Source organism: Citrobacter sp. LST-B2 (genome assembly GCF_057983045.1).
In genome coordinates this window covers 1,098,656-1,124,797 of record NZ_CP192598.1, presented here as the reverse complement: position 1 = coordinate 1,124,797, position 26,142 = coordinate 1,098,656, and the positions used below count along the sequence as shown (strand labels likewise).

Sequence of the window (26,142 nt, the reverse complement as noted above, 5' to 3'; positions counted from 1 at the left end):
TGTTTCGGCAGGCAAGAAAGTGCTCATCGTAGAAACCCTGATTGATTTAGACGTCTGGATGCCTTAACATCCATTTTGTTGACGGCTTTTGACCGCATCAGACAGACGAAAATGCCACGGTAACTTCATTACGATAATAAATAATCAATGATTAAACTTTCGAATATCACCAAAGTGTTCCATCAGGGGACCCGCACCATTCAGGCGTTGAATAACGTTAGCCTGCATGTTCCTGCCGGACAAATTTATGGCGTTATCGGTGCCTCAGGCGCAGGTAAAAGTACGCTGATCCGCTGTGTAAACCTGCTGGAGCGCCCGACAGAAGGAAGCGTTCAGGTTGGCGGACAGGAACTGACGACGCTATCAGAATCTGAACTGACTAAGGCGCGTCGTCAGATTGGCATGATTTTCCAGCACTTCAACCTGCTGGCCTCCCGAACCGTTTTTGGTAACGTCGCGCTGCCGCTGGAACTCGATAACACCCCAAAAGAAGAAATTAAGCGCCGCGTGACGGAACTGCTCGATCTCGTTGGCCTGGGTGATAAGCACGACAGCTACCCTGCGAATCTGTCTGGTGGTCAGAAACAGCGTGTCGCTATCGCCCGTGCACTGGCAAGTCAGCCAAAAGTGTTGCTGTGTGATGAAGCGACCAGTGCGCTGGACCCAGCCACTACTCGCTCCATTCTTGAACTGCTGAAAGACATTAACCGTCGCCTTGGCCTGACCATTCTACTGATCACGCACGAAATGGACGTGGTGAAACGCATCTGCGACTGCGTAGCCGTCATCAGCAACGGTGAGCTGATTGAGCAAGATACCGTCAGCGAAGTGTTTTCCCACCCGAAAACGCCCCTGGCGCAGAAATTTATTCAGTCCACACTGCATCTGGATATTCCGGAAGATTATCTGGCACGCCTCAAAGCGGAATCGACGACCGACAGCGTCCCGATGTTGCGCATGGAATTCACCGGTCAGTCGGTGGATGCGCCGCTGCTTTCCGAAACAGCGCGCCGCTTTAACGTGAATAACAACATTATTAGCGCGCAGATGGATTACGCCGGCGGCGTGAAGTTCGGCATCATGCTGACTGAAATGCACGGCACACAAGAAGAAACGCAAGCCGCGATCGCCTGGCTGCAGGAACACCATGTAAAAGTAGAGGTACTGGGTTATGTCTGAGCCGATGATGTGGCTGCTGGTTCGTGGCGTCTGGGAAACGCTGGCGATGACCTTCGTATCCGGGTTCTTTGGTTTTGTGATTGGTCTTCCCGTTGGCGTGCTGCTGTACGTCACGCGTCCCGGGCAAATCATTGAGAACGCGAAGCTCTACCGCACACTGTCTGCGGTTGTGAACATCTTCCGTTCGATTCCGTTCATTATTCTGCTGGTATGGATGATTCCGTTCACTCGTGTGATTGTCGGGACATCAATCGGTTTGCAGGCTGCCATTGTTCCGCTCACCGTCGGCGCGGCACCGTTTATCGCCCGTATGGTGGAAAACGCCCTGCTGGAAATCCCGACCGGCCTGATTGAAGCGTCCCGCGCAATGGGCGCAACACCGCTGCAAATTGTACGTAAGGTGCTGCTGCCAGAAGCCCTGCCAGGGCTGGTAAACGCTGCGACAATTACGCTGATTACCCTGGTTGGTTATTCCGCCATGGGCGGTGCCGTGGGTGCGGGCGGCCTTGGACAGATCGGCTATCAGTACGGCTATATTGGATACAATGCTACTGTTATGAATACGGTACTGGTATTACTCGTTGTTCTGGTTTATTTAATTCAGTTCGCGGGCGATCGCATCGTCCGGACTGTGACGCACAAGTAACGTTCTACAAAACACAATTATCACATTAAGGAAATAAGCATGGCGTTCAAATTCAAAACCATTGCGGCAGTCGGCGCCCTGATTGGTTCTCTGGCACTCGTGGGTTGCGGTCAGGATGAAAAAGATCCAAACCACATCAAAGTCGGCGTGATTGTCGGTGCGGAACAGCAGGTAGCTGAAGTCGCACAAAAAGTTGCGAAAGAAAAATACGGTCTGGACGTCGAACTGGTGACCTTCAATGACTACGTTCTGCCGAACGAAGCGCTGAGCAAAGGCGATATCGATGCCAACGCCTTCCAGCACAAACCGTATCTGGATCAGCAGATCAAAGATCGCGGATACAAGCTGGTTGCCGCAGGCAATACCTTCGTTTATCCGATTGCGGGCTACTCTAAAAAAATCAAATCTCTGGATGAGCTTCAGGATGGCGCGCAGGTAGCGGTTCCGAACGATCCAACCAACCTGGGCCGTTCTCTGCTGCTGCTGCAAAAAGTCGGTCTGATCAAACTGAAAGATGGCGTGGGTCTGCTGCCGACCTCACTGGATATCGTCGGGAACCCGAAAAATCTGAAAATTGTTGAACTGGAAGCCCCTCAGTTGCCGCGTTCTCTTGACGATGCGCAAATTGCTCTGGCGGTAATCAACACCACTTATGCCAGCCAGATCAACCTGACGCCGGCGAAAGACGGTATCTTCGTTGAAGATAAAGATTCCCCGTACGTCAACCTGATCGTGACCCGTGAAGATAACAAAGACGCGGAGAACGTGAAGAAATTCGTTCAGGCCTATCAGTCTGACGAAGTTTACGAAGCCGCCAATAAAGTCTTCAACGGTGGTGCTGTTAAGGGCTGGTAATTTTTAGGCGCTTTTCACAATCTGTAATATCATTCAGGACGGGCGTTTGCCCGTCTTGTCATTTATGCAAGCTCCTGATTCAATATGTGACAGTTAGATCATTCATTGAGGAAATATTATGCGTGCTTTACCGATCTGTTTATTGGCACTCATGCTGAGCGGCTGTTCCATGCTAAGCAGATCCCCTGTTGAACCCGTTCAAAGCACCGCAACCCCGCCAAAAGCGGAGCCGGAAAAACCGAAAGCGCCGCGCGCTGTTCCCGTCAGAATTTACACCAATGCTGAAGATCTGGTCGGCAAGCCGTTCCGCGATCTCGGTGAAGTGACCGGTGAATCCTGTCAGGCCTCTAACCAGGACTCTCCGCCGAACATCCCGACAGCACGTAAACGCATGCAGATTAATGCGTCAAAAATGAAAGCCAATGCCGTGTTACTGCATAGCTGTGAAGTCACCAGCGGGACGCCGGGTTGTTATCGTCAGGCTGTCTGCATTGGTTCTGCGCTCAACATCTCGGCTAAATGAGTCATTTTCAGTTTGAGCAAATCGGTGTCATTCGCTCGCCTTACAAAGAGAAGTTCGCCGTTCCCCGCCAGCCAGGGCTGGTAAAAAGCGTCAACGGCGAACTGCACCTGCTGTCTCCTTACAATCAGGCCGATGCGGTACGCGGTCTTGAAGCATTCAGCCACTTATGGGTGATCTTTGTTTTCCATCAGACGATGGAAGGGGGATGGCACCCCACCGTGCGCCCGCCTCGTCTTGGCGGCAATGCGCGGATGGGCGTATTTGCTACGCGCTCAACATTTCGCCCCAATCCCGTCGGCATGTCGCTGGTTGAACTGAAAGGCGTTGTCTGTCAGAAAGATCAGGTCATTCTGCAACTGGGCAGTCTGGATCTGGTTGACGGTACGCCGGTCATCGATATCAAGCCTTACCTGCCGTTCGCGGAATCGCTACCGAATGCGACCGCCAGCTATGCGCAACAGGCACCGCAAGCCGAAATGTCGGTGAGTTTTACCGACGAGATTGAGCAACAGTTTCCCGCGCTGGAAAAACGTTATCCCCTGCTGAAGACGTTTATTCGTGATGTGCTGGCGCAGGATCCGCGTCCTGCCTATCGAAAAGGAGAAGAGACCGGTAAAAATTATGCTGTCTGGCTGCATGATTTCAACGTGCGCTGGCGCGTAACCGAGACGGGTTTTGAAGTCTTTGCGCTTGAACCCCGCTAATTTCACGCCCTTCTCTTTTGACATCCCTTTCTCGCTGGTAAACTGAGTTACTTTTTTTGTGTCAGGCTCACATTGAGCCTGTTCGATCGTTCAACTGGAACCGTAACAACATGCGTACTAGCCAATATCTGCTCTCCACTCTGAAGGAGACACCTGCCGACGCCGAGGTGATCAGCCACCAGCTGATGCTACGCGCCGGGATGATCCGCAAGCTGGCCTCCGGGTTATACACCTGGCTGCCGACCGGCGTGCGCGTCCTGAAAAAAGTTGAGAACATCGTGCGTGAAGAGATGAACAACGCCGGTGCGATCGAGGTGTTAATGCCGGTGGTTCAGCCTTCTGAACTGTGGCAAGAGAGTGGTCGTTGGGAACAGTACGGTCCGGAACTGCTGCGTATTGCTGACCGTGGCGATCGTCCGTTCGTACTTGGCCCAACGCATGAAGAAGTGATCACCGATCTGATTCGTAACGAGCTCAGCTCTTACAAACAGCTGCCGCTGAACTTCTACCAGATTCAGACTAAATTCCGTGACGAAGTGCGTCCGCGTTTCGGCGTGATGCGCTCCCGTGAATTCCTGATGAAAGATGCGTACTCTTTCCATACTTCTCAGGAATCTCTGCAGGAAACTTACGACGCGATGTACGCGGCTTATAGCAAGATCTTCAGCCGCATGGGGCTGGATTTCCGCGCGGTACAGGCTGACACCGGTTCTATCGGCGGTAGCGCCTCGCACGAATTCCAGGTACTGGCACAGAGCGGCGAAGACGATGTGATCTTCTCTGATTCTTCTGACTACGCGGCCAACATTGAATTTGCGGAAGCCGTTGCGCCAAAAGCGCCGCGCGCCGCTGCAACGCAAGAAATGACGCTGGTTGATACGCCGAACGCAAAAACCATCGCCGAGCTGGTTGAGCAGTTTAGTCTGCCAATCGAGAAAACCGTGAAAACCCTGCTGGTGAAAGCCGTGGAAGACAGCAAGTCTCCGCTGGTCGCACTGCTGGTTCGCGGCGATCACGAGCTGAACGAAGTCAAAGCGGAAAAACTGCCGCAGGTTGCCAGCCCGCTGACGTTTGCAACCGAAGAAGAGATCCGCGCGCTGGTGAATGCCGGTCCGGGTTCTTTGGGCCCGGTAAACATGCCAGTGCCGGTGATTATTGACCGTACCGTTGCCGCAATGAGTGATTTCGCGGCAGGCGCTAACGTGGATGGTAAGCATTACTTCGGCATTAACTGGGATCGCGATGTCGCAACCCCGGAAGTCGCTGATATCCGTAACGTCGTCGCCGGCGATCCAAGCCCGGATGGAAAAGGCACGTTGCTGATCAAACGCGGTATCGAAGTCGGTCATATCTTCCAGTTAGGCACCAAGTACTCGGAAGCAATGAAAGCCGCCGTCCAGGGTGAAGATGGCCGCAACCAGATCCTGACCATGGGTTGTTACGGTATCGGGGTCACACGCGTGGTAGCAGCGGCTATTGAGCAGAACTACGACGAGCGCGGGATCGTATGGCCTGACGCTATCGCGCCGTTCCAGGTGGCGATTCTGCCGATGAACATGCACAAGTCCTATCGTGTGCAGGAACTGGCGGAAAAACTGTATGCCGAACTGCGTGCGCAGGGCATCGAAGTGCTGATGGACGACCGTAAAGAGCGCCCAGGCGTGATGTTCGCCGATATGGAGCTGATCGGTATTCCGCACACTATCGTGCTGGGCGACCGTAACCTCGACAACGACGATATTGAATACAAATACCGTCGCAATGGCGAGAAACAGTTGATAAAAACCGGCGACATCGTCAACTATCTGGTTAAACAGATTAAAGGCTGATGTCATAAGAGGCTCTGATTTTCAGGGCCTCTTTTTTACATGGATTGTATAAAATGGCTAAACACACGGCGTATTACCGCCTGTTCCTCCCTTGCCTTCTTTTGCTTTCGGCCTGCACCGTTGACGTCAGCCCACCGAATAAATCCGCCGCCGCCATTGATGCACAATCCAAAAAATGGGCGGTTACATTCCAGCGCCAGAGCTCATTCACGAATAAAGCACTCGTCGAAATTACCGATACCGACCTTAAGCCAGGCGATCTGTTGTTCTCCTCCAGCCTCGGGGTGACCTCATTAGGCATCCGCGCGTTCAGCAATGCTTCCGTAAGCCATGTTGCCGTCTATCTGGGCGATAATGAAGTCGCAGAAACCACCGGCGCTGGGGTACAAATCGTGTCACTCAAACAGGCGATGAAACACAGTGATAAACTTTTTGCCCTGAGAGTCCCGGAGCTGACCCCGCAACAGGCCGCTGAGATCAAAACCTTCGCCTATAAAATCAAAGACAGCGGCTATAACTATCGCGGTATCGTGGAATTCATTCCGTTTATGGTGACTCGCCAGATGTGTTCGCTAAACCCCTTCTCTGCGGATTTCCGGCAACAGTGCGTCAGCGGGCTGGCGAAAGCGCAGTTGAGCGATGCCCGCGAGGGAGAAAAAACGGCGTGGTTTTGCTCCGAATTCGTCACTGATGCGTTTACCAAAGCGGGACATCCGCTAACCCTGGCGCAATCGGGCTGGATCAGCCCTGCTGACCTGATGCACATGCGGGAAGGCGACGTTGCCGCATTTAAGCCAGAAACGCAGCTACGCTATGTCGGTCATTTGAAGTTAGGGATTTATATCAAGACGGGACGTTTTGTAGGACTGACGCGTTAAGCGCGATACACAATAGCAAAACTGCGGGTAAGACGATAACTGTCCAGTCACCCGGACAGCTATCATTGAGTCCATCACTCAGTCGGTGCAGCTCTTACCCGGAATAAATTTAATCTCTTTATCGGCCATCAGCGTTTTCACCGGCTCATGGGTATCCGGATTCGCCTCCAGCGTGAAGTGCCCTTCGACGGACAACAGCACCGGTTTCTCACTGGTGCCACGCGCCGCAAGATAACCGCGTTCCAGTTCTGCGTTACTGGCAACAGAAACCTGCTTTCCGGTTGCGCAGTCGGTAAAGGTCGCGGCATCCGCCATATAGAAATACATGCCACGCATCGCCATTGGCGTTACCGGCAAACTGGATTTCACCGGTTCAAGCGTATAGTTAAACTGTGATTCAACCGGATTGCCTTCCCGATCCAACATCTCCAGCGCTTCGCCTTTCGCGCGATAATAAGACTTCTCACCCTGACTGTCGGTCAGCACCAGTTTATCGGCCGTGCGCGCCCAGGTGCCGTAGGAAGCAAAAGAAGACGGCTCTTCACGCACGCCCTGATAGCGTTCGTTCATTACCCATGTGCCATCTTTCTCCAGAAACAGTGAGGTCTCAATACCCTCGCAGTCTGCACAAGGCAGAATGCCCCGCCAGCTTTGCTGCATCGGTTTTAATTCTGCAACCTGAGTCGGCTGGATAACATCAACCTCTGAACGGTTGTTACAGCCAATCAATGCGAAGAGCGTAAATGCCGCCATCGCTGAAAGTAGTGTTTTTTTCACCCTGACTCCCTATCACATTTTATTCCTGCCCGTCAGTCATCACGACGGACTTTACCGCGAAGGGCTTTTACTGAGGATTTCTGCGCCTTCGAGTTTAATCTTCGCTCTTTCGATGCCCGCGTCGGTCGGGTTGCGCGTCGGCTTTTTTGTACTGCGGTGAGCTCTTTTATAACCGCTACCAGTCTGGCAATCGCCGCTTCCCGGTTGAGTTCCTGGTTGCGGTACTCCTGCGCCTTAATAATCATCACGCCATCAGCGGTAATCAGATGATGGCTGGCAGCCAGCAGACGGTCCTTATAATACTCTGGCAGGCTGGAGGCCCGAATGTCAAAACGCAAATGTATCGCCGTTGAGGTCTTATTGACGTGCTGTCCCCCTGCGCCCTGGGCGCGAATGGCGGTGATCTCCAGCTCATCGTCGGGGATCGAGACAGTCCGCGAAATAACGATCATACCGGTTGTTGCCACGGCGTCAGATGAATTTCCAGATTATTCTGAGAATCAGACAGCCAGATCGCCCCGTCCTGAATTGTCGCCTGTAGCGTCATGGTACGGCTCGCAAAGGCGCTAAGCTGGGTCAGTTGTTCATCATCCAGATACCAGACAGTGAGATTCGAAAACTGCGCGCATTTGCTTTGATTCTGCTGCCACCAGATCTGCGCCGCCCGGCTATTGTAGGCAAACAGCGCCACATCAGCAGCCTGCGAACACGCTTTCTTAATACGGCGCTCATCCGGTAGCCCCAGTTCAACCCACAAGTCGATACCCAGATGATCGTTACGCAACCACGCTTCCGGTTCATCCTCTGCGCTTAAGCCACGCGTAAACTGGAGACGCTCATCCGCATACTTAATCCACGCCAGCAGACGCAACATCATTCGTTCCTGGGTTTCAGAGGGGTGACGCGCCAGCGTCAACGCCGCATCAAGAAACTGGTTGCGGTCAAGGTCAGCCACGTTGACGACGGCTTTATAAATTGTCGCTTTAAGCGCCATGGAAAAACTCCTTTCGAATCAGGCAGCCATTGTAGCGAAAAAGGAGCCAAAAGGCTGTCCGGGGATCATCAATCAGGCGCTGATATTGCGTGAATGGCTGTGGTATAGTCACCTTGCTAAACAGAGTTTATCTTCGTAGGCTTAGACTTGCATCCACGGTTAAGTCAGAATGCTGACAGGAGGGCATGTGGAAAAATATTGTGAGTTAATACGCAAGCGGTATGCGGAAATCGCCAGCGGAGACTTAGGGTATATCCCGGATGCGCTGGGTTGCGTATTAAAGGTGCTTAATGAAATGGCGGCAGACAGTGCCCTTTCAGAGTCGGTCAGGGAAAAGGCGGCGTATGCTGCGGCGAACTTACTGGTGAGCGATTATGTCAATGAATGATACATACCAACCCATCAACTGTGATGACTACGACAACCTTGAGCTCGCCTGCCAGCATCATTTATTACTGACGCTGGAACTGAAAGATGGTGAAGTTTTGCAAGCGAAAGCCAACGATTTGGTTTCACGGAAAAACGTGGAATACCTAATCACCGAGGTTGCGGGTGAAACGCGCGAGCTTCGTCTCGATAAAATTGTCAGCTTCAGCCATCCGGAAATCGGTACCGTGGTGGTTAGCGAATCCTGAACCCATATTGCCTGGTGGCGCTGCGCCATCAGGTATTTCCACCGATTTGATCCCACACCAGTCTCACCCCCGACTCCTCACCCGCCGCGCCGTCACGCGTGACAAATACGCCTGCAGCCGCAATCAGCGTTTCGCCGTAAAACAGCAATGGCGTGGTATCTCGTCGCCAGGAAGGTACATTCAACTCCTGCCAGATTTTCTTGAGCTTGCGGCCACCGCTACGGCCAACGATATGCAGCATTCCCGGCGCTTTAAAACGGATACTGACACGCTCATCCTCATGAGGCGCGCGTAATTCGTCCCCCACCAGTAACCGCAGATGGCCCAGCCCGGCAGGCAACGTGAGCGGTAACTGCCAGCGAGGCCAGGGCAGTATTGTCTCACTTTGTCCGACAACAGATTTAATCCACCACAGCTGTCCCTGAAAGCGCCGCACCTCGTACTCGCCGAAACGCAGGCACGGTGACGCATCTTCACGCGCCAGCGCCACCTCCTGCCAGAGACGTTCCAGTCCATCGCGTGAAGGCATCGGCGCATTTTTCGCCGCCAGCCAGCGGCGAAGTAGCGCAGCGCGCCGGACACGGGTCATCGCCATGAGCGGCGTTAACTCCAGCGTGCCGTTATCTGTGGTGCAAGAAGACAGTTCATCGGCAAGCAGTTCATCCAGCAGACTCTCTTGTTCAGCACACAGCGCTGCGCTGCGTGCCGTGGCGTCAGCGAAATGCGGCCAGCGCTGTTGCAGAAGCGGCAGAACCTGCAAACGCAGGAAGTTCCGATCGTAGGCGTCATCCTGATTGCTTTCATCTTCAATCCAGCGAAGCTGATGTTGCCTTGCCCATTGCTCCAGTGCCGCACGGGGTTGCGTCAATAACGGACGAATGAGTAACGTGCCCGCAAACTCAGCACTCTCCGCCATTGCAGACAACCCAGCCGGTCCGCTGCCGCGTTTGAGCGCCAGCAAAAAGGTTTCACACTGATCGTCAAGATGCTGGGCAGTCACCAACACCTCACCGGGCAATAGCGCATCGGCAAATGCCTGATACCGCGCCTGCCGGGCCTGCGCTTCGATTCCCAGCCCGGCGTCCACCAGCGTGACCCGCTCCACCACCAGCGGAACCTGCCATTGCGCGCAGATGGCTTCACAGTGTGCCACCCACTCATCGGCGTGAGCGCTAAGTCCATGATGGATGTGCATGGCGCGAAGCGAGAGAGTCGGTTGTTGCGTCCGCCATTGCACCAGTTGGTGTAAGAGCACGGTAGAGTCCAGACCGCCGCTAAAGGCGACCAGTATCTGTCGGGAAGTGATAAGCGAGGTGTTCAGCGTGAGTGTTGTCATAGCGGTTATTTACAGTGACGTTGCCCGGCACGTTACCGGGCAATCGTCACAATAACAAGCCTTACTGCTCATACAATTCGAGCGGCAGGCCATCCGGGTCTTTAAAAAAGGTGAAGCGCTTGTTGGTGAAGGGATCAATGCGGATGGCTTCACAATTTACGTGATTCGCTTCCAGATGCGCTACCGCATTATCCAGGTTATCCACGCTGAACGCCAGATGGCGCAAGCCACAGGCTTCCGGATGCCCTGGACGCGCCGGCGGGAAAGGAAATGAAAAAAGCTCAATCACATATTGTCCATTCAGCGCCAGATCGCCCTTCCACGAGTCTCGTTCTGCGCGATAGGCTTCGCTCAGCAGCGTAAACCCCAAAATATCGCAATAGAAGGACTTACTCGCGGCATAGTCTGTCGCAATAATCGCAATATGGTGAACCTGTTTTAATCCCAGCATAGTGTCTTCATCTCCGTTATTTATCATCAGCACGTTACCCGCCCGGGAGCGCTGAAGGCAAGTCGTCATGCCGTTTTTAAGACTCGTACGAGGTATACGCCGTCGTCATCCTGTTTCGCCCCGTGAATATCCGTTTCAAAGCCCGGATAACGCTGACCAACAGAACAGAGCATCAGCAGAAAATCGAGTACGGCGCGACTCTGCTCGGTGAGCATTTCTCCCGGCATCAGCAGCGGCACGCCGGGAGGGTATGGCAGGATCATATTCGCCGACACGCGTCCCACCAGTTGATCGAGGGGGACCGTTTCGACTTCGCCTTTGATCTGTCGCTGCCAGGCCTGATGCGGCGTCATGATCATTTCCGGCAATGTATCAAACGCACGCAGCATCAGACCGGAAAGATCGTGTTGGCGGATGAGCTGGTGGATCCCTTGCGCCAGATCCTGAATACGCATGTTGCGATAAAAATCAGGATCTTCTGCATACAGATCTGGCAGCATATTCTTCACGCGCAAATTGAGATCGTAAGAGCGTTTAAATTCGGTCAGTCCACGCAACAGCCCCATTGCCCGGGTTTTATCGATACCAATACTGAAGAGAAACAGCAGATTGTACGGCCCGGTTTTCTCCACCACCACGCCGCGCTCATCAAGGAATTTCGCCACCAGCGCGGCGGGGATCCCCTCGTCACTCATCTCCCCTTGCTCGTTCATACCGGGCGTCAGGATCGTGACTTTTACCGGATCGAGGAACATATGGTCATCGTCGGCATCGGTAAATCCGTGCCAGTCTTCACCGGGTGCCACCGGCCAGCACGCGGCTTCATCAACCTCTTCCGGCTGCCAGATATCAAAGAACCAACCGTCAGACTCTTCACGTAGCCGCTGCACTTCTTTGCGAAAATGTAACGCGCGCTCCACAGAGCGATTGATTAATCGCTTACCGGAATTTCCCCGCAGCATCGCTGCCGCCGTCTCGATGGAGGCGACAATCGGATAACTCGGTGAGGTCGAGGTGTGCATCATAAACGCTTCGTTGAAGGTTTCTTCGTCATAGTCTCCTTTAATATGGATCAGCGACGCCTGCGATAGCGCCGCCAGCATTTTGTGGGTGGATTGCGTTTCGAAAATCACCTTGCCCTGCACCCGTTCACCGCTCATCCCGCTTTTCCCCTGATAAATGGGATGGAAGTGGGTATAGGGCACCCAGGCAGAATCGAAGTGGATAGAGGGGACATCCAGCGTCTGTTTGATCCAGTTAGTGTTATACAGCAGGCCGTCATAGGTCGAGTTAGTGATCACGGCATGAACTGGCCACTGCGCCTGCGCCGTGGTGGCAACTTTGTTCGCAATACTCTCGCGCGTGAACTCACGCTTCGGAATGCCGCCCAGAATACCGAGCGCATTACGCGTTGGTTTCAGCCAAATCGGGACGACGTCGCTCATCATTAACAAATGCGCGAGCGACTTATGGCAGTTACGGTCAATCAACAGCGTACTGCCGGTTGGCGCGGCATACATCCCCACAATTTTGTTTGAGGTGGAGGTGCCGTTAGTCACCATATAACTCTGCTCTGCGCCGAACGTTCGGGCGATATACTCTTCAGCCTCCAGATGTGGCCCGGTGTGATCGAGTAACGAACCCAGTTCAGTGACTGATATCGACACATCCGCTTTCAGGGTATTGCCACCGAAAAAGTCATAGAACAGGCAGCCAACCGGACTTTTTTGATAGGCCGTTCCGGCCATGTGACCCGGCGTGCAGAAGGTGTATTTCCCCTCTTTCACATAGGTGAACAGCGCTCTGGTAAAAGGCGGCGTGATATTGTCGAGGTACTCGTTGGTGTACTGGCGAATGCGCGTCGCGATATCTTCCGCCTGCCCGAGCGCATACTCGAAAAACCATAGCGCCATGCGCATGTCGTGAACGCTGACATCCATCGTCGAATGCGTGTTGATAAACGCATACAGCGGTAAATACTCATTGAGCTGGTTAATCTCACTGCACAAATCGAGACTGTACTCATCCCAGTCAAAAATCACCCCACAAATGCGCGGGTTGTGTTCGATAAATTTCAGCAGGTCGACGCTGTTTTGCGGCCAGATAATCTGAAATCCCTGTGATTGCAGCGCACGCTCAAGCTCGTTAATGGGCTCGTCTTTATAAAAAACCCCGTGCGGCCCCATAATGGCGATGATATTCATGCGTTCCTCCTGGAAAAACCTTAGCTAATCATAGCCTGTTCAAACCGCAGGTAAAAAAAAAGGGCCACAAATTGTGGCCCTTTTCGGAATGGTCAACGCTTAGGCGTAGCCGTAGCTCATCAGACGCTGATAGCGACGGTTCTTCAAATCTTCTGTGCTCAATACATCGAGATCCGCGAGGTCAGCCAGCAGCTGCGCTTTCAGCGAAGCCGCCATCGCTTCCGGATTGCGATGCGCGCCGCCCAGCGGTTCCGGGATGATGGAATCAATCAGCTTCAGCTCTTTCAGACGTGGCGCAATGATCCCCATCGCTTCTGCGGCCAGCGGCGCTTTGTCCGCACTTTTCCACAGAATGGAAGCACAGCCTTCCGGAGAGATAACGGAATAGGTGCTGTATTGCAGCATATTCACTTTATCGCCCACGCCGATCGCCAGCGCGCCACCGGAACCGCCCTCGCCGATCACGGTGCAGATAACCGGCACGCTCAGACGTGACATTTCACGCAGGTTACGGGCGATAGCTTCGGACTGACCGCGCTCTTCGGCACCCACGCCTGGGTAAGCCCCCGGAGTGTCGATAAAGGTAATGATCGGCATGTTGAAACGCTCGGCCATTTCCATCAGACGCAGCGCTTTACGATAGCCTTCCGGCGCCGGCATACCGAAGTTACGACGGATTTTCTCTTTGGTCTCGCGGCCTTTCTGATGACCAATGATCATCACCGGACGACCGTCCAGACGCGCAATGCCGCCGACGATAGCTTTATCGTCCGCATAAGCGCGATCGCCCGCCAGTTCGTCAAATTCATCAAACGCCAGGCGAACATAATCTAGGGTGTAAGGACGCTGCGGATGGCGTGCCAGTTGGGCAACCTGCCATGCGCCAAGATCGGCGAAGATTTTACGCGTCAGTTCTACGCTTTTTTCACGCAGACGATGCACTTCTTCATCGATGTTAATATCCAGTTTCTCGTCCTGACGGCTCACCGCAGTCAGAGAATCGATTTTTGCTTCCAGCTCTGCAATCGGCTGTTCAAAATCAAGGAAATTCAGACTCATAGTATTCCTGTATTAGTCAAACTCCAGTTCCACCTGCTCCGAACCAATGAGGCCACGGAGATCGTTAAGCAAACGATCGCTCGGAGAGACACGCCACGTCGCGCCAAAACGCAACCGCGCGCGTGCATCCGCCCTCTGATAGTAGAGATGTACTGGAATTGTCCCCGAGCGGTGGGGTTCCAGAGACTGACGGAGTCGGTTTAAAAGCTGGTCATCAATTTGCCTGTCCGTCAGCGAGATAGCAAGCCCGCGAGCATATTTTTCCCGGGCTTCGTCAATATCCATGACTTCGCGGGCGGTCATTTTAAGCCCCCCGCTGAAGTCATCAAAGCTGACCTGTCCGCTGACGATAAGTATGCGGTCTTTTTCCAGCAATTGCTGGTATTTATCCAGGGCGTCGGTAAATAACATCACCTCCAGACGTCCGGAACGGTCATCCAGCGTACAGATGCCGATACGATTGCCGCGCTTGGTGACCATAACCCTTGCGGCAATGACGAGCCCCGCAGCCGTGGTCACTTTACCACGTTCTGTCGGATGCATGTCTTTCAGCCGGTAGCCTCCGACATAGCGCTCAATTTCTTTCAAATACTGGTTGATCGGGTGACCCGTCAGGTACAACCCCAACGTTTCGCGTTCCCCATCTAACACCACCTGCTCTGGCCACGGCTGGCAGCTGGCGTAGGATTGTTCAATTTGCTCCGGCTCTTCCGCCAGCACGCCGAACATATCTGCCTGACCAATCGCTTCTGCTTTCGCGTGCTGATCGGCGGCTTTCAGCGCATCGCCCAGCGAATTCATCAGCGCAGCACGATGCGGCCCCAGCCTGTCAAAGGCCCCGGACATGATCAATTTTTCCAGCACCCGCCGGTTGAGCTTTTTGGTATCGGTGCGCGCGCAAAGATCAAACAGCTCACGGAAATAGCCGCCGTTGTTACGCGCCTCAATGATCGCCTCGATCGGGCCTTCACCCACGCCTTTGATCGCGCCGATACCGTAGACAATCTCGCCATCGTCGTTGACGTGGAAGTGGTACAGCCCGGAGTTGATATCCGGCGGCAGGATTTTCAGCCCCATGCGCCAGCATTCATCCACCAGCCCCACCACCTTCTCGGTGTTGTCCATATCGGCAGTCATTACCGCCGCCATAAACTCAGCAGGATAGTGCGCTTTCAGCCACAGCGTCTGGTAAGAGACCAGCGCGTAGGCAGCAGAGTGCGATTTGTTAAACCCGTAACCGGCGAATTTCTCCACCAGGTCGAAGATTTTCATCGCCAGTTCGCCGTCAATACCGTTTTTCTTCGCGCCGTCTTCAAAGATGGAGCGCTGTTTGGCCATCTCTTCCGGCTTTTTCTTACCCATCGCACGACGCAGCATATCCGCACCGCCAAGAGTATAGCCAGAAAGCACCTGGGCAATCTGCATGACCTGTTCCTGATACAGGATGATGCCGTAGGTTGGCTCCAGTACTGGTTTCAGGCTTTCGTGTTGCCACTGCACATCCGGATAGGAGATCTCTTCGCGCCCGTGCTTACGATCGATGAAGTTATCTACCATCCCGGACTGCAACGGCCCCGGACGGAACAGGGCCACCAGGGCTATCATATCTTCGAAGCAGTCAGGCTGTAGACGCTTAATCAGGTCTTTCATGCCGCGGGATTCAAGCTGGAAGACCGCCGTGGTTTCCGAGCGTTGCAGCATATCGAAGCTTTTCTTATCGTCCAGCGGGATAGCGGCAATATCCAGCGGCGGCTCACCGTTCTTTTCACGGCGGGCGTTAATCATCTCCAGCGCCCAGTTAATGATAGTGAGTGTACGCAAGCCAAGGAAGTCGAACTTCACGAGGCCGGCATATTCCACGTCGTTTTTATCAAACTGGGTAACCGGGTGCAGCCCCTGTTCATCACAGTACAGCGGCGCAAAATCGGTGATTTTCGTCGGGGCGATAACCACACCACCAGCGTGTTTACCGGCGTTTCGGGTCACGCCTTCCAGCTTACGCGCCATGTCGATCAGCGCTTTAACCTCTTCATCTGCCTCGTAGATTTCTGGCAGTTGCGGTTCAGCCTCGAAGGCTTTCGCCAGCGTCATCCCCGGATCGGGGGGCACCAGTTTCGAAATACGATCGACAAAGCCGTACGGGTGGCCCAGTACGCGACCCACGTCGCGGATCACCGCTTTCGCCGCCATCGTACCGAAGGTAATAATCTGCGATACCGCATCACGGCCGTACATGTCGGCCACGTGTTCAATCACCTGGTCGCGTTTCTCCATACAGAAGTCAACGTCGAAGTCAGGCATCGAGACACGTTCCGGGTTAAGGAAACGTTCGAACAGCAGGTCAAATTCCAGCGGGTCGAGGTCGGTAATTTTCAGCGCGTAAGCCACCAGCGAGCCCGCACCGGAACCACGGCCTGGCCCTACCGGCACGCCGTTATCTTTCGACCACTGGATAAATTCCATCACGATGAGGAAGTAACCCGGGAACCCCATCTGGTTGATCACCTGCAGTTCAATATCCAGACGTTCATCGTAAGGCGGCCGCTTTTCTTTTCGCACGGCTTCATCCGGGAATAAGAAGGCCAGACGCTCTTCCAGCCCTTCTTTCGATTTCTGGACCAGGAAATCTTCCGTGGTCATATCGCCTGTCGGGAACTGCGGCAGGAAATACTCGCCCAGACGTACCGTTACGTTACAGCGTTTGGCAATTTCAACGGTGTTTTCCAACGCTTCCGGAATATCAGAGAAGAGTTCGCACATCTCCTCTTCCGAGCGCATATATTGCTGCGGCGAGTAATTACGCGGACGTTTGGGATCGTCGAGGGTGAAACCATCGTGGATAGCAACGCGAATTTCATGCGCGTCAAAGTCATCACTGTTGATAAAGCGCACGTCGTTGGTGGCGACCACCGGCAAACTGCGCGCTTCCGCCAGCGCAACGGCAGCATGAAGATAGTTCTCTTCATCGGGACGACCAGTGCGGATAAGCTCAAGGAAGTAACGATCCGGGAAGTGTTCTTCATAGAACGCGACACACTCATCAACCAGCGCGCCGTTGCCGCGCAGCAGACTGCGCCCGACGTCACCCATGCGCCCGCCGGAAAGCAGGATCAACCCTTCTTTCAGTTCGATCAGCCAGTCACGATCGATGATCGGCCCCGCCGCGCCATAGCCGCGCTGATAAGCTTTGGATATCAGCAGGGTAAGATTTTGGTACCCGGTGTTATTGGCAGCAAGCACGGTCAGATGCGTCAGTTCATCCCCCATCAGCTCGCTCTGAACATGGAAATCAGCGCCAACAATGGGTTTAATCCCTGCACCATGACCCGCTCCGTAGAACTTCACCAGACCACAGAGGTTAGTAAAATCGGTGATCGCCAGCGCAGGCATGCCCAACGCGGCCGCCTTTTTCACCAGCGGCCCGGTTTTTGCCAGCCCATCGATCATGGAGTAGTCGCTGTGCACCCGCAGGTGGACGAAACGAGGTTCAGACATCTTCAGATTCCTTCGACACAAGAATCAGGACGCGAGTCCCAGTGCGCGTTTAACGGGAGCAAAACTACGTCGGTGATGCTCCGTTGCGCCATGTTCAGCCAGTTTTTCCAGATGGAAAGCGGTTGGATACCCTTTGTGCTGGGCAAAACCATATTGCGGGAAAACGCTATCCAACGCGGCCATTTCGGCGTCACGCGTGACTTTTGCAAGAATAGACGCGGCGCTGATCTCCGCCACCCGACTGTCGCCCTTCACTACCGCCAGAGACGGCACAGGTAATGCCGGACAGCGATTACCATCGATCAGCACATATTCCGGCGCAATATGTAACCCCGCCACCGCTCGCTGCATGGCCAACATCGTGGCGTGGAGTATATTCAGCTCATCGATCTCGTGCGGTTCCGCACGACCGAGGCTCCAGCTCAACGCTTTTTCTTTGATTTCGTCATACAGCGCCAGACGGCGCTTTTCAGATAATTTTTTGGAATCGTTTAGACCCACAATCGGGCGAGCCGGGTCGAGGATCACGGCTGCGGTAACGACCGCGCCAACCAACGGACCACGTCCGACTTCATCCACACCCGCCACTAAGTGCGTGTGTGGATAAACAAATTCGATCATCGTGCTAACTCCAGGACCGCATCCGCCGCCTGCTCATCAGCATTACAGCGGATCTGCTGATGCAGTTCGCGGAAAGTATCGTGCATCGCATGACTGGTTTTACCGTTCGCCAGTAAGGGGAGAAGCGCCTCAGCCAGCTTTTGCGGCTCGCACTCTTCCTGCAACAGCTCTTTCACCAGTTCCCTTCCCGCCAGCAGGTTTGGCAGCGAGACATAATCTGTCTTCACCAGTCGCTTCGCTAGCCAGAACGTAAAGGGCTTCATGCGATATCCCACCACCATCGGGCATTTGGCCAGCATGCACTCGAGCGCAGCGGTACCGGATGCCAGCAACGCGGCATCGCTGGCAATCATCGCTTCTCGCGCCATCCCATCCAACATATGGACGGAAAGCGTCGGGGCGACTTCTGCTTTGATCTGCTCAAACTGCTCGCGCCGTTTGGCGTTCACCAATGGCACCACCACCTCAAGATCAGGATAGGTCTGGCGCAACAATTGGGCCGTTTTCAGGAAGTCGGCACTGAGCATTTCGACTTCCGCACCGCGACTGCCGGGTAATAACGCCAGACAGTGCGCGTCACGGGGGATCCCCAGCACATCTCGCGCCGCGTTTTTATCCGGGTCCAGAGGCATCGCGTCCGCCATGGTGTGACCGATAAAACGGCACGGCACGTTGTACTTGTCGTAAAACGCTTTTTCGAAAGGCAGAAAAGCCAGAACCATATTGGTGGATCTGCCTATTTTGAAAACGCGTTTCTGTCGCCACGCCCAGACGGACGGACTGACGTAATGAATCGTTTTGATACCCTGTTTTTTCAGATTCCCTTCGAGGGTGATATTGAAATCGGGTGCATCTATACCAACGAAAACATCGGGCTGCAGCTCAGTGAATCGACGAGTCAGATCGGCGCGGATATGCAGCAGACGACGCAGGCGTCCAAGCACTTCCACAATGCCCATCACCGCCAGTTCTTCCATTTCATACCAGGCTTCACAGCCTTCGGCCTGCATACGTGGGCCTGCGACGCCGACAAAACGCGCGTCGGGAACACGCGCCTTCAGCGCCCGGATTAAGCCAGCACCAAGAATATCGCCGGAGGTTTCTCCGGCGACCAGGGCAATCGTTAAGGGGCGCTGCTCAGCCATTAACGAATCAGACCGCGCGTTGAGCGGGCAAAGAAATCGCTGAACGCCTGTACTTCCGGATACTGCTTCGCCAGTTCGGCGATTTCCGGTTTTACATCTTCCAGCGTTTTGCCACTACGGTACAACGCTTTGTAAGCATTGCGGATGGCGGTGATCGCTTCGCGAGTAAATCCGCGACGCTTCAGCCCTTCGATGTTGACGCCAAACGGCGTCGCGTGGTTGCCCTGCGCAATAACGTACGGCGGAACGTCCTGAGCAACGCCAGAACAGCCGCCAACCATCACGTGTGCACCAATAATGCAGAACTGGTGCACAGCGGTCATGCCACCGATGATGACATAATCATCCAGGGAGACGTGACCCGCTAGCGTGGCGTTATTAGCCAGAATACAGCGATCCCCTATTGTGCAATCGTGTGCCACATGAGCATTGATCATCAGTAAGTTATCGCTGCCCACCTTCGTCAATCCACCGCCCTGCACTGTGCCACGATGAATGGTAACGCTTTCGCGAATGCGGTTACGATCGCCAATTTCCACACGGGTCGGTTCACCAGCATATTTCAGATCCTGGTTCACTTCGCCAATGGAGGCGAACTGATATATCTCGTTATCGCGGCCAATTTTGGTATGACCATTCACGACAACGTGAGACTTCAGTACGGTACCCTCACCAATTTCAACATGGGGTCCAACAAGGCAAAAAGGACCAATGTGAACGTTAGCGCCAAGTGAAGCGCCCTCTTCCACAATGGCGGTCGGATGAACAAAGGCGGAATTATCAATCACGTATCAGGCCTCCCGGCTACGAGCGCACATCATCGTTGCTTCGCAAACTACTTTACCGTCGACCAGAGCAACCCCTTTGAAGCGGGTCAGGCCACGGCGCGTTTTCTCGAAAGTGACTTCCATGATCATCTGATCGCCTGGCACGACAGGACGCTTAAAGCGCGCTTCATCGATACCGGCGAAATAATAGAGTTCTCCCGGCTCCAGTTTACCAACGCTTTTAAACGCCAGAATACCGGTAGCCTGTGCCATGGCTTCCAGAATCAGCACGCCAGGGAAAATCGGTTTACCCGGGAAATGCCCCTGGAAAAACGGCTCGTTAACGGAGACATTTTTCACTGCGCGCAGAAAACGACCTTCTTCAAAGTCCAGCACGCGATCAACCAGTAAAAACGGAAAACGGTGCGGCAGAAGTTCTAAAATCTCTTCAATATGCAGAGTATGAGTGTTAGTAGTCAAAATACTCTTCCTGTCCAAATATGCTAAAAGCCAATAATAACACGGCCTGCCGCAATCGTATGAATGCCGACAGGCCGTAAAGTATGTGTGACCGGGTGAGAGTTTAGTCTTGTTGATTAACCTTGCGCTCAATGGCTTTGAGGCGCTTGCTCATATCATCAATGTTCATCACCAGTGCGGCTGTCTTACGCCATACTTTGTTAGGTTGCAGCGGAATGCCTGAGGAATAGACGCCTGGTTCAGTGATGGGACGCATCACCATCCCCATGCCCGTCACGGTCACCTTATCGCATATTTCCATATGCCCGTTGATCACGCTGGCACCGCCGATCATACAGTAACGGCCAATCTTCAGGCTGCCCGCCATAATGACGCCACCGGCAACCGCCGTATTGTCGCCAATCACAACGTTATGTGCAATCTGGCACTGGTTATCAATGATAACCCCATTGCCGATCACAGTGTCATCCAGTGCGCCACGATCAATAGTGGTACAAGCGCCGATCTCCACACGATCGCCAATAATAACGCGACCTAACTGCGGGATCTTCACCCAGTTGCCGCGATCGTTGGCATAGCCAAAACCGTCAGCACCAATGACCGTACTGGACTGGATCAGGCAATTCTCACCGATCTGAATGTCGTGGTAAACCGATACATTCGCCCACAGACGCGAACCGGCCCCAATTTTCGTATTTTTCCCGACGAAGCAGCCCGGGCCGATAACCACGTTATCGCCAAGCTCCACGCCAGACTCAATCACCGCATTTGCGCCAATTGAAACATTGCTACCCAGCGTTGCCGTCGCATCAACTACTGCACTCGGTGCAATGTTCTGTGCCGGCTGCGGCGTGGTATCTAAAATTTGCGCCATTCGCGCGTACGTCAGGTAAGGATTTTTCACTACCAACGCAGCACTCTTAGCAAAAGGAAGATCGTCCTGCGTCATGACAACGGCAGACGCCTGGCATAAGGCCAGGTGCTCACGGTATTTTGGATTCACCATGAAGGTGATGTGACCCGTTTGCGCAGATTGCATGGACGCAACGCCGGTGATGACGATATCGCCATCACCGTGTAATTCTGCATCCAACTGTTCTGCTAAATCAGCCAGTCGAATTGAAGGCATTACTTATTTAACCTGTTTCAGTACGTCAGCGGTGATGTCTTTTACATCGCTGCTGTTGTAAGCAACGGTGTTTGCGTCAACGACCAGATCGATGCTCTGGCTGCTGGCAACAGATTTCACTGCAGTCTGGATACGGGTAACCAGTTTGCCACGTTCTTCGTTGGAACGACGTGCACGATCCTGCTCAAAAGCCTGCGCTTTCTGAGAGAAGGTCTGGCGTTGAGCCATCACGTCTTTTTCCAGCTTAGTACGATCGCTGCCCGCTTTCATGGACTGCAGACGCTGCATTTTAGATTGCAGATCGGATTCCATACGCTGCAGTTCGCTCGCGCGGCCTTTAAACTCATTTTCCAACGTGTTGGAAACACCGGTCTTCTGTGCAACCTGCTGGAACAGGCTACCCATGTTGACGATAGCAATTTTGTCAGCAGCCTGTGCAGACGTAACCATTGCTAAACCGAGACCTGCCGCTAATAACCACTTTTTCACAATAAACTCCTTACCATCCCATTTGCACCCGAAGGTGCAGTTCTTTGCGTGGCCAGGCGATCCCATGCAAGATGATCGCCTTAAGTCATCGCTACACTACCATTACATTCCTTTGCGAAGAACAATTACCAGGTTTTACCAATGTTAAACTGGAACTGCTCTTTTTTGTCTCCATCGTAATCCTTAAACGGCTGGGCGTAGGAGAAGACCAACGGCCCCAATGGGGACATCCATTGTAATGCGATACCAGCAGACATACGGATATTGCTTGGATCACTGTAGTCTGGATAACCGGAATATGCACTTGAATCCCAGTTAGTATCCCAGACGGTACCCATATCCCAGAAGAACGAAGTACGTACCGAGTTGGCGTATTTATCACTGATGAACGGCGTTGGGGTAATGAACTCCAGGCTGGCGACAGCCATGGCGTTACCGCCCACTGCATCATCCGATTTACACGGCGCCGATTGCGTGCTTTCACATTCGTTATCGTAGTCGCTATCGCCATCATGACGACTGCTGGATGGATAATAAACGGCTTTCGGACCAATGGTATTGGACTGGAAGCCACGCACGGTGCTGGAGCCACCGGCATAGAAGTTCTCATAGAACGGCATCTCTTTACCGCCGATTCCATCCCCATAACCCCAACGGGTACGACCGAGGACCACCCACTTATGATCGTCGTCGATCGGTACGTAGGTTGCGGTATCCAGTGTCGCTTTGTAGAACTCGTTATCAGAGCCAGGGATCGTCACCTTACCGTTCAGGTTGATACGCGTCCCTTCCGTCGGGAAGAAGCCACGGTCAAGCTTGTTATAAGTCCAGCCATAGTTGAAGGTGAAGTCGTTGGCGCTAAAGGAGTTGCGGTCATTCGATTCACTCGGGTATTCACCCACGGAGTTCAAATAACGCCACATCGCAACTTGCGGCTGCATATTAGACAGGGAGTTATGCACATACCCTAAACCCGCACGCAGGGTGTTGTATTCGTTGACCGGGAAGCCCAGCGTGACGTCTGTACCATAACTTTTGTTGGTATAGTCAGACAGATCCGCATCGTTCGCATCAAAGTCGTTATAGAAGATGCGCCCACCCAGACTCACGCCATCAACAGTGAAGTACGGGTTGGTGACGGACAGTTCGCTGTAGGTCTGGTAATCGTTCTTGGTACCGTTAATCCCTACCGCGTAACCCGTGCCCAGCCAGTTATCCTGCTGAACACCGGCCTGGAAGCTTACGCCGCTTTCCGTACCGTAACCGACACCAAAGTTAAAGCTACCGGTGTTACGCTCTTTCACCTTATAGACCACGTCAACCTGGTCCGGGCTGCCCGGAACACGCTGCGTGTCGGTGTCGACCGTTTCAAAGTAACCCAGACGGTTCAGACGCTCTTTACCCTGATCAACCATATCACTGCCCAGCCATGCCCCTTCCATCTGGCGCATTTCGCGACGCAGGACGGCATCTTTGGACGTGTCGTTACCTTCAAAACGGATCTTACGCACGTAGAAACGGTTACCCGCATCAACGTTTACGCGCAGCATAACGGTTTTGTCAGTATCGTTGATTTCCGGCTGTGACTGAACACGCGGATAGGCGTAACCGTAGCGACCCAGAAGCTTCTTAATATCATCTTCCATTTTGGTCACTTTGGTGCCGTTATAGAGTTCGCCCGGCTCAATTTTGGTCAGGCTTTCGATCTCCGCAGAGTGCCCCGCCAGGTTCCCCGTTACCTGAACGCCAGAAAGCTTATACTGCTCGCCTTCCGTGATGTTCACGGTAATGTAGATCCCTTTCTTATCCGGGGTCAGGCTGACCTGCGTTGAGTCGATGTTGAAACGCGCGTAACCGCGATCCAGGTAGTAACTGCGCAGGGTTTCAAGGTCACCCGCCAGTTTCTGTTTCTGGTATTTGCGATCGCCAACAACGTTCCACCACGGAACTTCATCACGCAACTGGAAGTGAGAGATCAGTTCATCCGTGCTGAAGGCATGATTACCGACGATATTGATCTGCTGGATCTTCGCCGATACCCCTTCCTGGAACACCAGTTTAAGGTCAACACGGTTGCGCGGCAGTGGCGTGACAACGGCTTTCACGCTGGCACTGTATTTACCGACGCTGTAGTAGAAGTCTTCCAGACCTTTCTCGATATCGGCAATGGTGGTGCGATCCAAAGATTCGCCAACACGCACGCCAGAAGCCTCGAGGTTTTGCTTCAGCATGTCATCTTTCACCGATTTGTTACCGGAGAAGGTGATGCTGGCAATAGTCGGACGTTCTTTTACCTGAACCAGAAGCGTATCGCCATCGCGAAGGACACGAACATCCTCAAAGTTGCCAGTGGCAAACAGTGCGCGAATGGTATTACTGATATCTTCATCATTAACCGTGTCGCCTGTGCGCACCGGCATACTGAGGAGGGCCGCACCAACGGCGACACGCTGCAGGCCTTCGAAATGAATGTCCTTCACTACGAACCCTTCAGCACCGTATACGGTCGCGCTGCTAAACAGCAGCGACGCTATGAGCAACTTTTTCATCGCCATCGTTATTATGCGTTCTTCCTAACTAACTCTCTTACAACCGAGAGAAATCATTGAAAAGTGCAAGCCCCATTAACAGCACCAGCAATATCGAGCCAATGCGATAACTAAAGTCTTGAACCCGCTCGGATACCGGTCCGCCCTTAAGCTTTTCAATCGCCAGGAACAGCAGATGCCCCCCGTCAAGAACGGGCAACGGAAACAGGTTGATTATCCCTAAGTTCACGCTAATCAGCGCAAGGAACATCAGATAATAAATCACCCCGAACTCCGCTGACATCCCAGCCCCCTGAGCGATAGAAATCGGCCCACTGAGGTTGTTCAGTTTCACATCACCGGTTATCAATTTTCCCAGCATACTGACCGTCAGCTTCATCAACTGCCACGTTTTATCCGTGGCCTGTGCAATGGCACTGAATGGTCCATACTGGCGTACTGTCTTGTACTCATCCGGCAGAGGAATGATTTTCGGCACAACACCGGCAAACCCTTCTGCCTTCCCATTACCCGGTTTCGAATCCGGAATTAATGTTAAAGACAAGGCACTGCCCTGCCTTTCAATTTCCAGCGCTAACGGCTGACCCGGATTATCGCGCACCAGGTTCACGAACGTCATCCACTGCGTTAGCGGTTGACCATCGACTTTAACGATCCTGTCGCCAGCTTGCAAACCCGCCTTACTTGCGGCGGACTGAGCCTGGACTTCTGACAGCACCGGTTCAATCTGTGGTCCGCGCGGTCGAATCCCTAAAGAAGATACAGGATCTTCCTTATCAGGCTCAAATGCCCACTGCCGCAAATCCAGCGTTTTTTCCTGTCGCTGGTTGCTGCCGAAAGGCGCCACGCTGATTGTCGTCTGTTCGTCGCCAATTTTTGCGACCAACTGTAAACGCACTGCGTCCCAATCAGGGGTTTCGATACCATCAACGGCTTTAAGTTCCGTGCCAGGAATAATTTGCGCCTGAGCGGCAATCGAGTTGGGCGTAATTTCACCAACAACCGGACGAACACCGGGGACGCCGATGATAAACACCAGCCAGTAAGCGAAGATGGCAAAGAGGAAATTGGCAACCGGACCGGCGGCAATGATCGCGGCGCGCTGGCCGACGGTTTTATTGTTGAAAGCGTGGTGGCGCAGCTCCGGGATCACCGGTTCCGCGCGCTCATCCAGCATTTTGACATAGCCGCCCAGCGGGATCAGGGCGATGACATATTCGGTCCCAGACCGATCGGTACGGCGCCAGAGCGCTTTACCAAATCCAATGGAAAAGCGCTCGACACGGACACCGCAGCGCCGGGCAACCCAGAAATGACCAAATTCATGCACGGTGATCAGCACACCCAGTGCGACAATGAATGCAGCCAGATTCCAGAGAATACTCAGCATAAAACCT

At 53.5% G+C, this 26,142-nt stretch carries 25 protein-coding genes; 9 read left to right on the top strand and 16 right to left on the bottom strand.

Annotation, left to right across the window (positions count from 1 at the left end; genetic code table 11):
• Window positions 1-147 precede the first annotated feature (147 nt).
• The 7 genes from metN to ACQ0PY_RS05360 all read left to right on the top strand — a co-directional run bounded on the left by metN (window position 148) and on the right by ACQ0PY_RS05360 (window position 6,614).
• Window positions 148-1,179: a methionine ABC transporter ATP-binding protein MetN gene (metN, locus tag ACQ0PY_RS05390; RefSeq protein WP_042997844.1), complete on the top strand. Its 1,032-nt coding sequence runs from the start codon at window positions 148-150 to the stop codon at window positions 1,177-1,179.
• Window positions 1,172-1,825 carry a methionine ABC transporter permease MetI gene (locus tag ACQ0PY_RS05385; protein ID WP_042323638.1) on the top strand — a complete coding sequence of 218 codons (654 nt, stop codon included), beginning with the start codon at window positions 1,172-1,174 and terminating at the stop codon, window positions 1,823-1,825. The genes metN and ACQ0PY_RS05385 overlap by 8 nt, the downstream gene beginning before the upstream one ends.
• A 39-nt stretch (window positions 1,826-1,864) precedes the next feature.
• Entirely contained in the window at window positions 1,865-2,680 is an 816-nt protein-coding gene (metQ, locus tag ACQ0PY_RS05380; protein ID WP_042997845.1) for a methionine ABC transporter substrate-binding lipoprotein MetQ, read from the top strand.
• A gap of 118 nt (window positions 2,681-2,798) precedes the next feature.
• Window positions 2,799-3,203 (top strand): Rcs stress response system protein RcsF, encoded by a 405-nt coding sequence (gene rcsF, locus ACQ0PY_RS05375; protein WP_042323642.1) that lies wholly within the window; start codon window positions 2,799-2,801, stop codon window positions 3,201-3,203.
• Window positions 3,200-3,907 carry a tRNA (N6-threonylcarbamoyladenosine(37)-N6)-methyltransferase TrmO gene (gene tsaA, locus ACQ0PY_RS05370; protein ID WP_044255345.1) on the top strand — a complete coding sequence of 236 codons (708 nt, stop codon included), beginning with the start codon at window positions 3,200-3,202 and terminating at the stop codon, window positions 3,905-3,907. The genes rcsF and tsaA overlap by 4 nt, the downstream gene beginning before the upstream one ends.
• Before the next feature lie 110 nt (window positions 3,908-4,017).
• Entirely contained in the window at window positions 4,018-5,736 is a 1,719-nt protein-coding gene (proS, locus tag ACQ0PY_RS05365; RefSeq protein WP_042997847.1) for a proline--tRNA ligase, read from the top strand.
• Between the two features lie 53 nt (window positions 5,737-5,789).
• Window positions 5,790-6,614: a YaeF family permuted papain-like enzyme gene (locus ACQ0PY_RS05360; protein WP_109739890.1), complete on the top strand. Its 825-nt coding sequence runs from the start codon at window positions 5,790-5,792 to the stop codon at window positions 6,612-6,614.
• Between the two features lie 78 nt (window positions 6,615-6,692).
• Here the strand turns inward: ACQ0PY_RS05360 and nlpE are convergent, their stop codons facing one another.
• The 3 genes from nlpE to ACQ0PY_RS05345 are packed head-to-tail and all read right to left on the bottom strand — an operon-like array spanning window position 6,693 to window position 8,385.
• Window positions 6,693-7,367 carry an envelope stress response activation lipoprotein NlpE gene (nlpE, locus tag ACQ0PY_RS05355; RefSeq protein ID WP_192926956.1) on the bottom strand — a complete coding sequence of 225 codons (675 nt, stop codon included), beginning with the start codon at window positions 7,365-7,367 and terminating at the stop codon, window positions 6,693-6,695.
• 56 nt (window positions 7,368-7,423) lie between these two features.
• Window positions 7,424-7,843, bottom strand: a complete 420-nt coding sequence (gene arfB, locus ACQ0PY_RS05350) for an alternative ribosome rescue aminoacyl-tRNA hydrolase ArfB (RefSeq protein ID WP_044255354.1) — start codon at window positions 7,841-7,843, stop codon at window positions 7,424-7,426.
• A complete protein-coding gene (locus ACQ0PY_RS05345) occupies window positions 7,840-8,385 on the bottom strand; it encodes a YaeQ family protein (protein ID WP_044267465.1) in 546 nt (181 codons plus the stop codon). The genes arfB and ACQ0PY_RS05345 overlap by 4 nt, the downstream gene beginning before the upstream one ends.
• A gap of 187 nt (window positions 8,386-8,572) precedes the next feature.
• On the opposite strand from ACQ0PY_RS05345, the gene ACQ0PY_RS05340 reads away from it, so the two are divergent.
• A complete protein-coding gene (locus tag ACQ0PY_RS05340; RefSeq protein WP_044327029.1) occupies window positions 8,573-8,773 on the top strand; it encodes a YaeP family protein in 201 nt (66 codons plus the stop codon).
• Complete coding sequence (rof, locus tag ACQ0PY_RS05335) at window positions 8,760-9,020, top strand: Rho-binding antiterminator (RefSeq protein ID WP_042323659.1); 261 nt, start codon at window positions 8,760-8,762, stop codon at window positions 9,018-9,020. Before ACQ0PY_RS05340 ends, rof begins: the two co-directional genes overlap by 14 nt.
• 28 nt (window positions 9,021-9,048) lie before the next feature.
• On the opposite strand, the gene tilS is transcribed toward rof, so the two are convergent.
• The 13 genes from tilS to rseP all read right to left on the bottom strand — a co-directional run bounded on the left by tilS (window position 9,049) and on the right by rseP (window position 26,135).
• Window positions 9,049-10,356 (bottom strand): tRNA lysidine(34) synthetase TilS, encoded by a 1,308-nt coding sequence (gene tilS, locus ACQ0PY_RS05330; protein ID WP_109739889.1) that lies wholly within the window; start codon window positions 10,354-10,356, stop codon window positions 9,049-9,051.
• A gap of 61 nt (window positions 10,357-10,417) precedes the next feature.
• Window positions 10,418-10,807: a VOC family protein gene (locus ACQ0PY_RS05325; protein ID WP_042997853.1), complete on the bottom strand. Its 390-nt coding sequence runs from the start codon at window positions 10,805-10,807 to the stop codon at window positions 10,418-10,420.
• A gap of 65 nt (window positions 10,808-10,872) precedes the next feature.
• Window positions 10,873-13,011, bottom strand: coding sequence for a lysine decarboxylase LdcC (gene ldcC / locus ACQ0PY_RS05320; RefSeq protein ID WP_109739888.1), 2,139 nt, complete (start codon window positions 13,009-13,011; stop codon window positions 10,873-10,875).
• A 99-nt stretch (window positions 13,012-13,110) separates the two neighbouring features.
• Complete coding sequence (accA, locus tag ACQ0PY_RS05315; protein ID WP_042997855.1) at window positions 13,111-14,070, bottom strand: acetyl-CoA carboxylase carboxyl transferase subunit alpha; 960 nt, start codon at window positions 14,068-14,070, stop codon at window positions 13,111-13,113.
• 12 nt (window positions 14,071-14,082) lie between these two features.
• The gene (gene dnaE / locus ACQ0PY_RS05310; RefSeq protein ID WP_042997856.1) at window positions 14,083-17,565 is read right to left on the bottom strand and encodes a DNA polymerase III subunit alpha; all 3,483 of its coding nucleotides are present in this window, start codon (window positions 17,563-17,565) and stop codon (window positions 14,083-14,085) included.
• A 24-nt stretch (window positions 17,566-17,589) separates the two neighbouring features.
• Window positions 17,590-18,186 (bottom strand): ribonuclease HII, encoded by a 597-nt coding sequence (rnhB, locus tag ACQ0PY_RS05305; protein ID WP_042997857.1) that lies wholly within the window; start codon window positions 18,184-18,186, stop codon window positions 17,590-17,592.
• The gene (gene lpxB / locus ACQ0PY_RS05300) at window positions 18,183-19,331 is read right to left on the bottom strand and encodes a lipid-A-disaccharide synthase (protein WP_042997858.1); all 1,149 of its coding nucleotides are present in this window, start codon (window positions 19,329-19,331) and stop codon (window positions 18,183-18,185) included. The genes rnhB and lpxB overlap by 4 nt, the downstream gene beginning before the upstream one ends.
• Window positions 19,331-20,119: an acyl-ACP--UDP-N-acetylglucosamine O-acyltransferase gene (gene lpxA, locus ACQ0PY_RS05295; RefSeq protein WP_042997859.1), complete on the bottom strand. Its 789-nt coding sequence runs from the start codon at window positions 20,117-20,119 to the stop codon at window positions 19,331-19,333. Before lpxA ends, lpxB begins: the two co-directional genes overlap by 1 nt.
• A gap of 3 nt (window positions 20,120-20,122) precedes the next feature.
• A complete protein-coding gene (gene fabZ, locus ACQ0PY_RS05290; RefSeq protein WP_003018528.1) occupies window positions 20,123-20,578 on the bottom strand; it encodes a 3-hydroxyacyl-ACP dehydratase FabZ in 456 nt (151 codons plus the stop codon).
• A 103-nt stretch (window positions 20,579-20,681) separates the two neighbouring features.
• Window positions 20,682-21,707 (bottom strand): UDP-3-O-(3-hydroxymyristoyl)glucosamine N-acyltransferase, encoded by a 1,026-nt coding sequence (gene lpxD / locus ACQ0PY_RS05285; protein WP_042997860.1) that lies wholly within the window; start codon window positions 21,705-21,707, stop codon window positions 20,682-20,684.
• A gap of 3 nt (window positions 21,708-21,710) precedes the next feature.
• Window positions 21,711-22,196, bottom strand: coding sequence for a molecular chaperone Skp (gene skp, locus ACQ0PY_RS05280; protein ID WP_042323679.1), 486 nt, complete (start codon window positions 22,194-22,196; stop codon window positions 21,711-21,713).
• A 125-nt stretch (window positions 22,197-22,321) separates the two neighbouring features.
• Entirely contained in the window at window positions 22,322-24,751 is a 2,430-nt protein-coding gene (gene bamA / locus ACQ0PY_RS05275; protein ID WP_044255371.1) for an outer membrane protein assembly factor BamA, read from the bottom strand.
• Window positions 24,752-24,782: 31 nt separating this feature from the next.
• A complete protein-coding gene (gene rseP / locus ACQ0PY_RS05270) occupies window positions 24,783-26,135 on the bottom strand; it encodes a sigma E protease regulator RseP (protein WP_044255374.1) in 1,353 nt (450 codons plus the stop codon).
• Window positions 26,136-26,142: the final 7 nt, after the last annotated feature.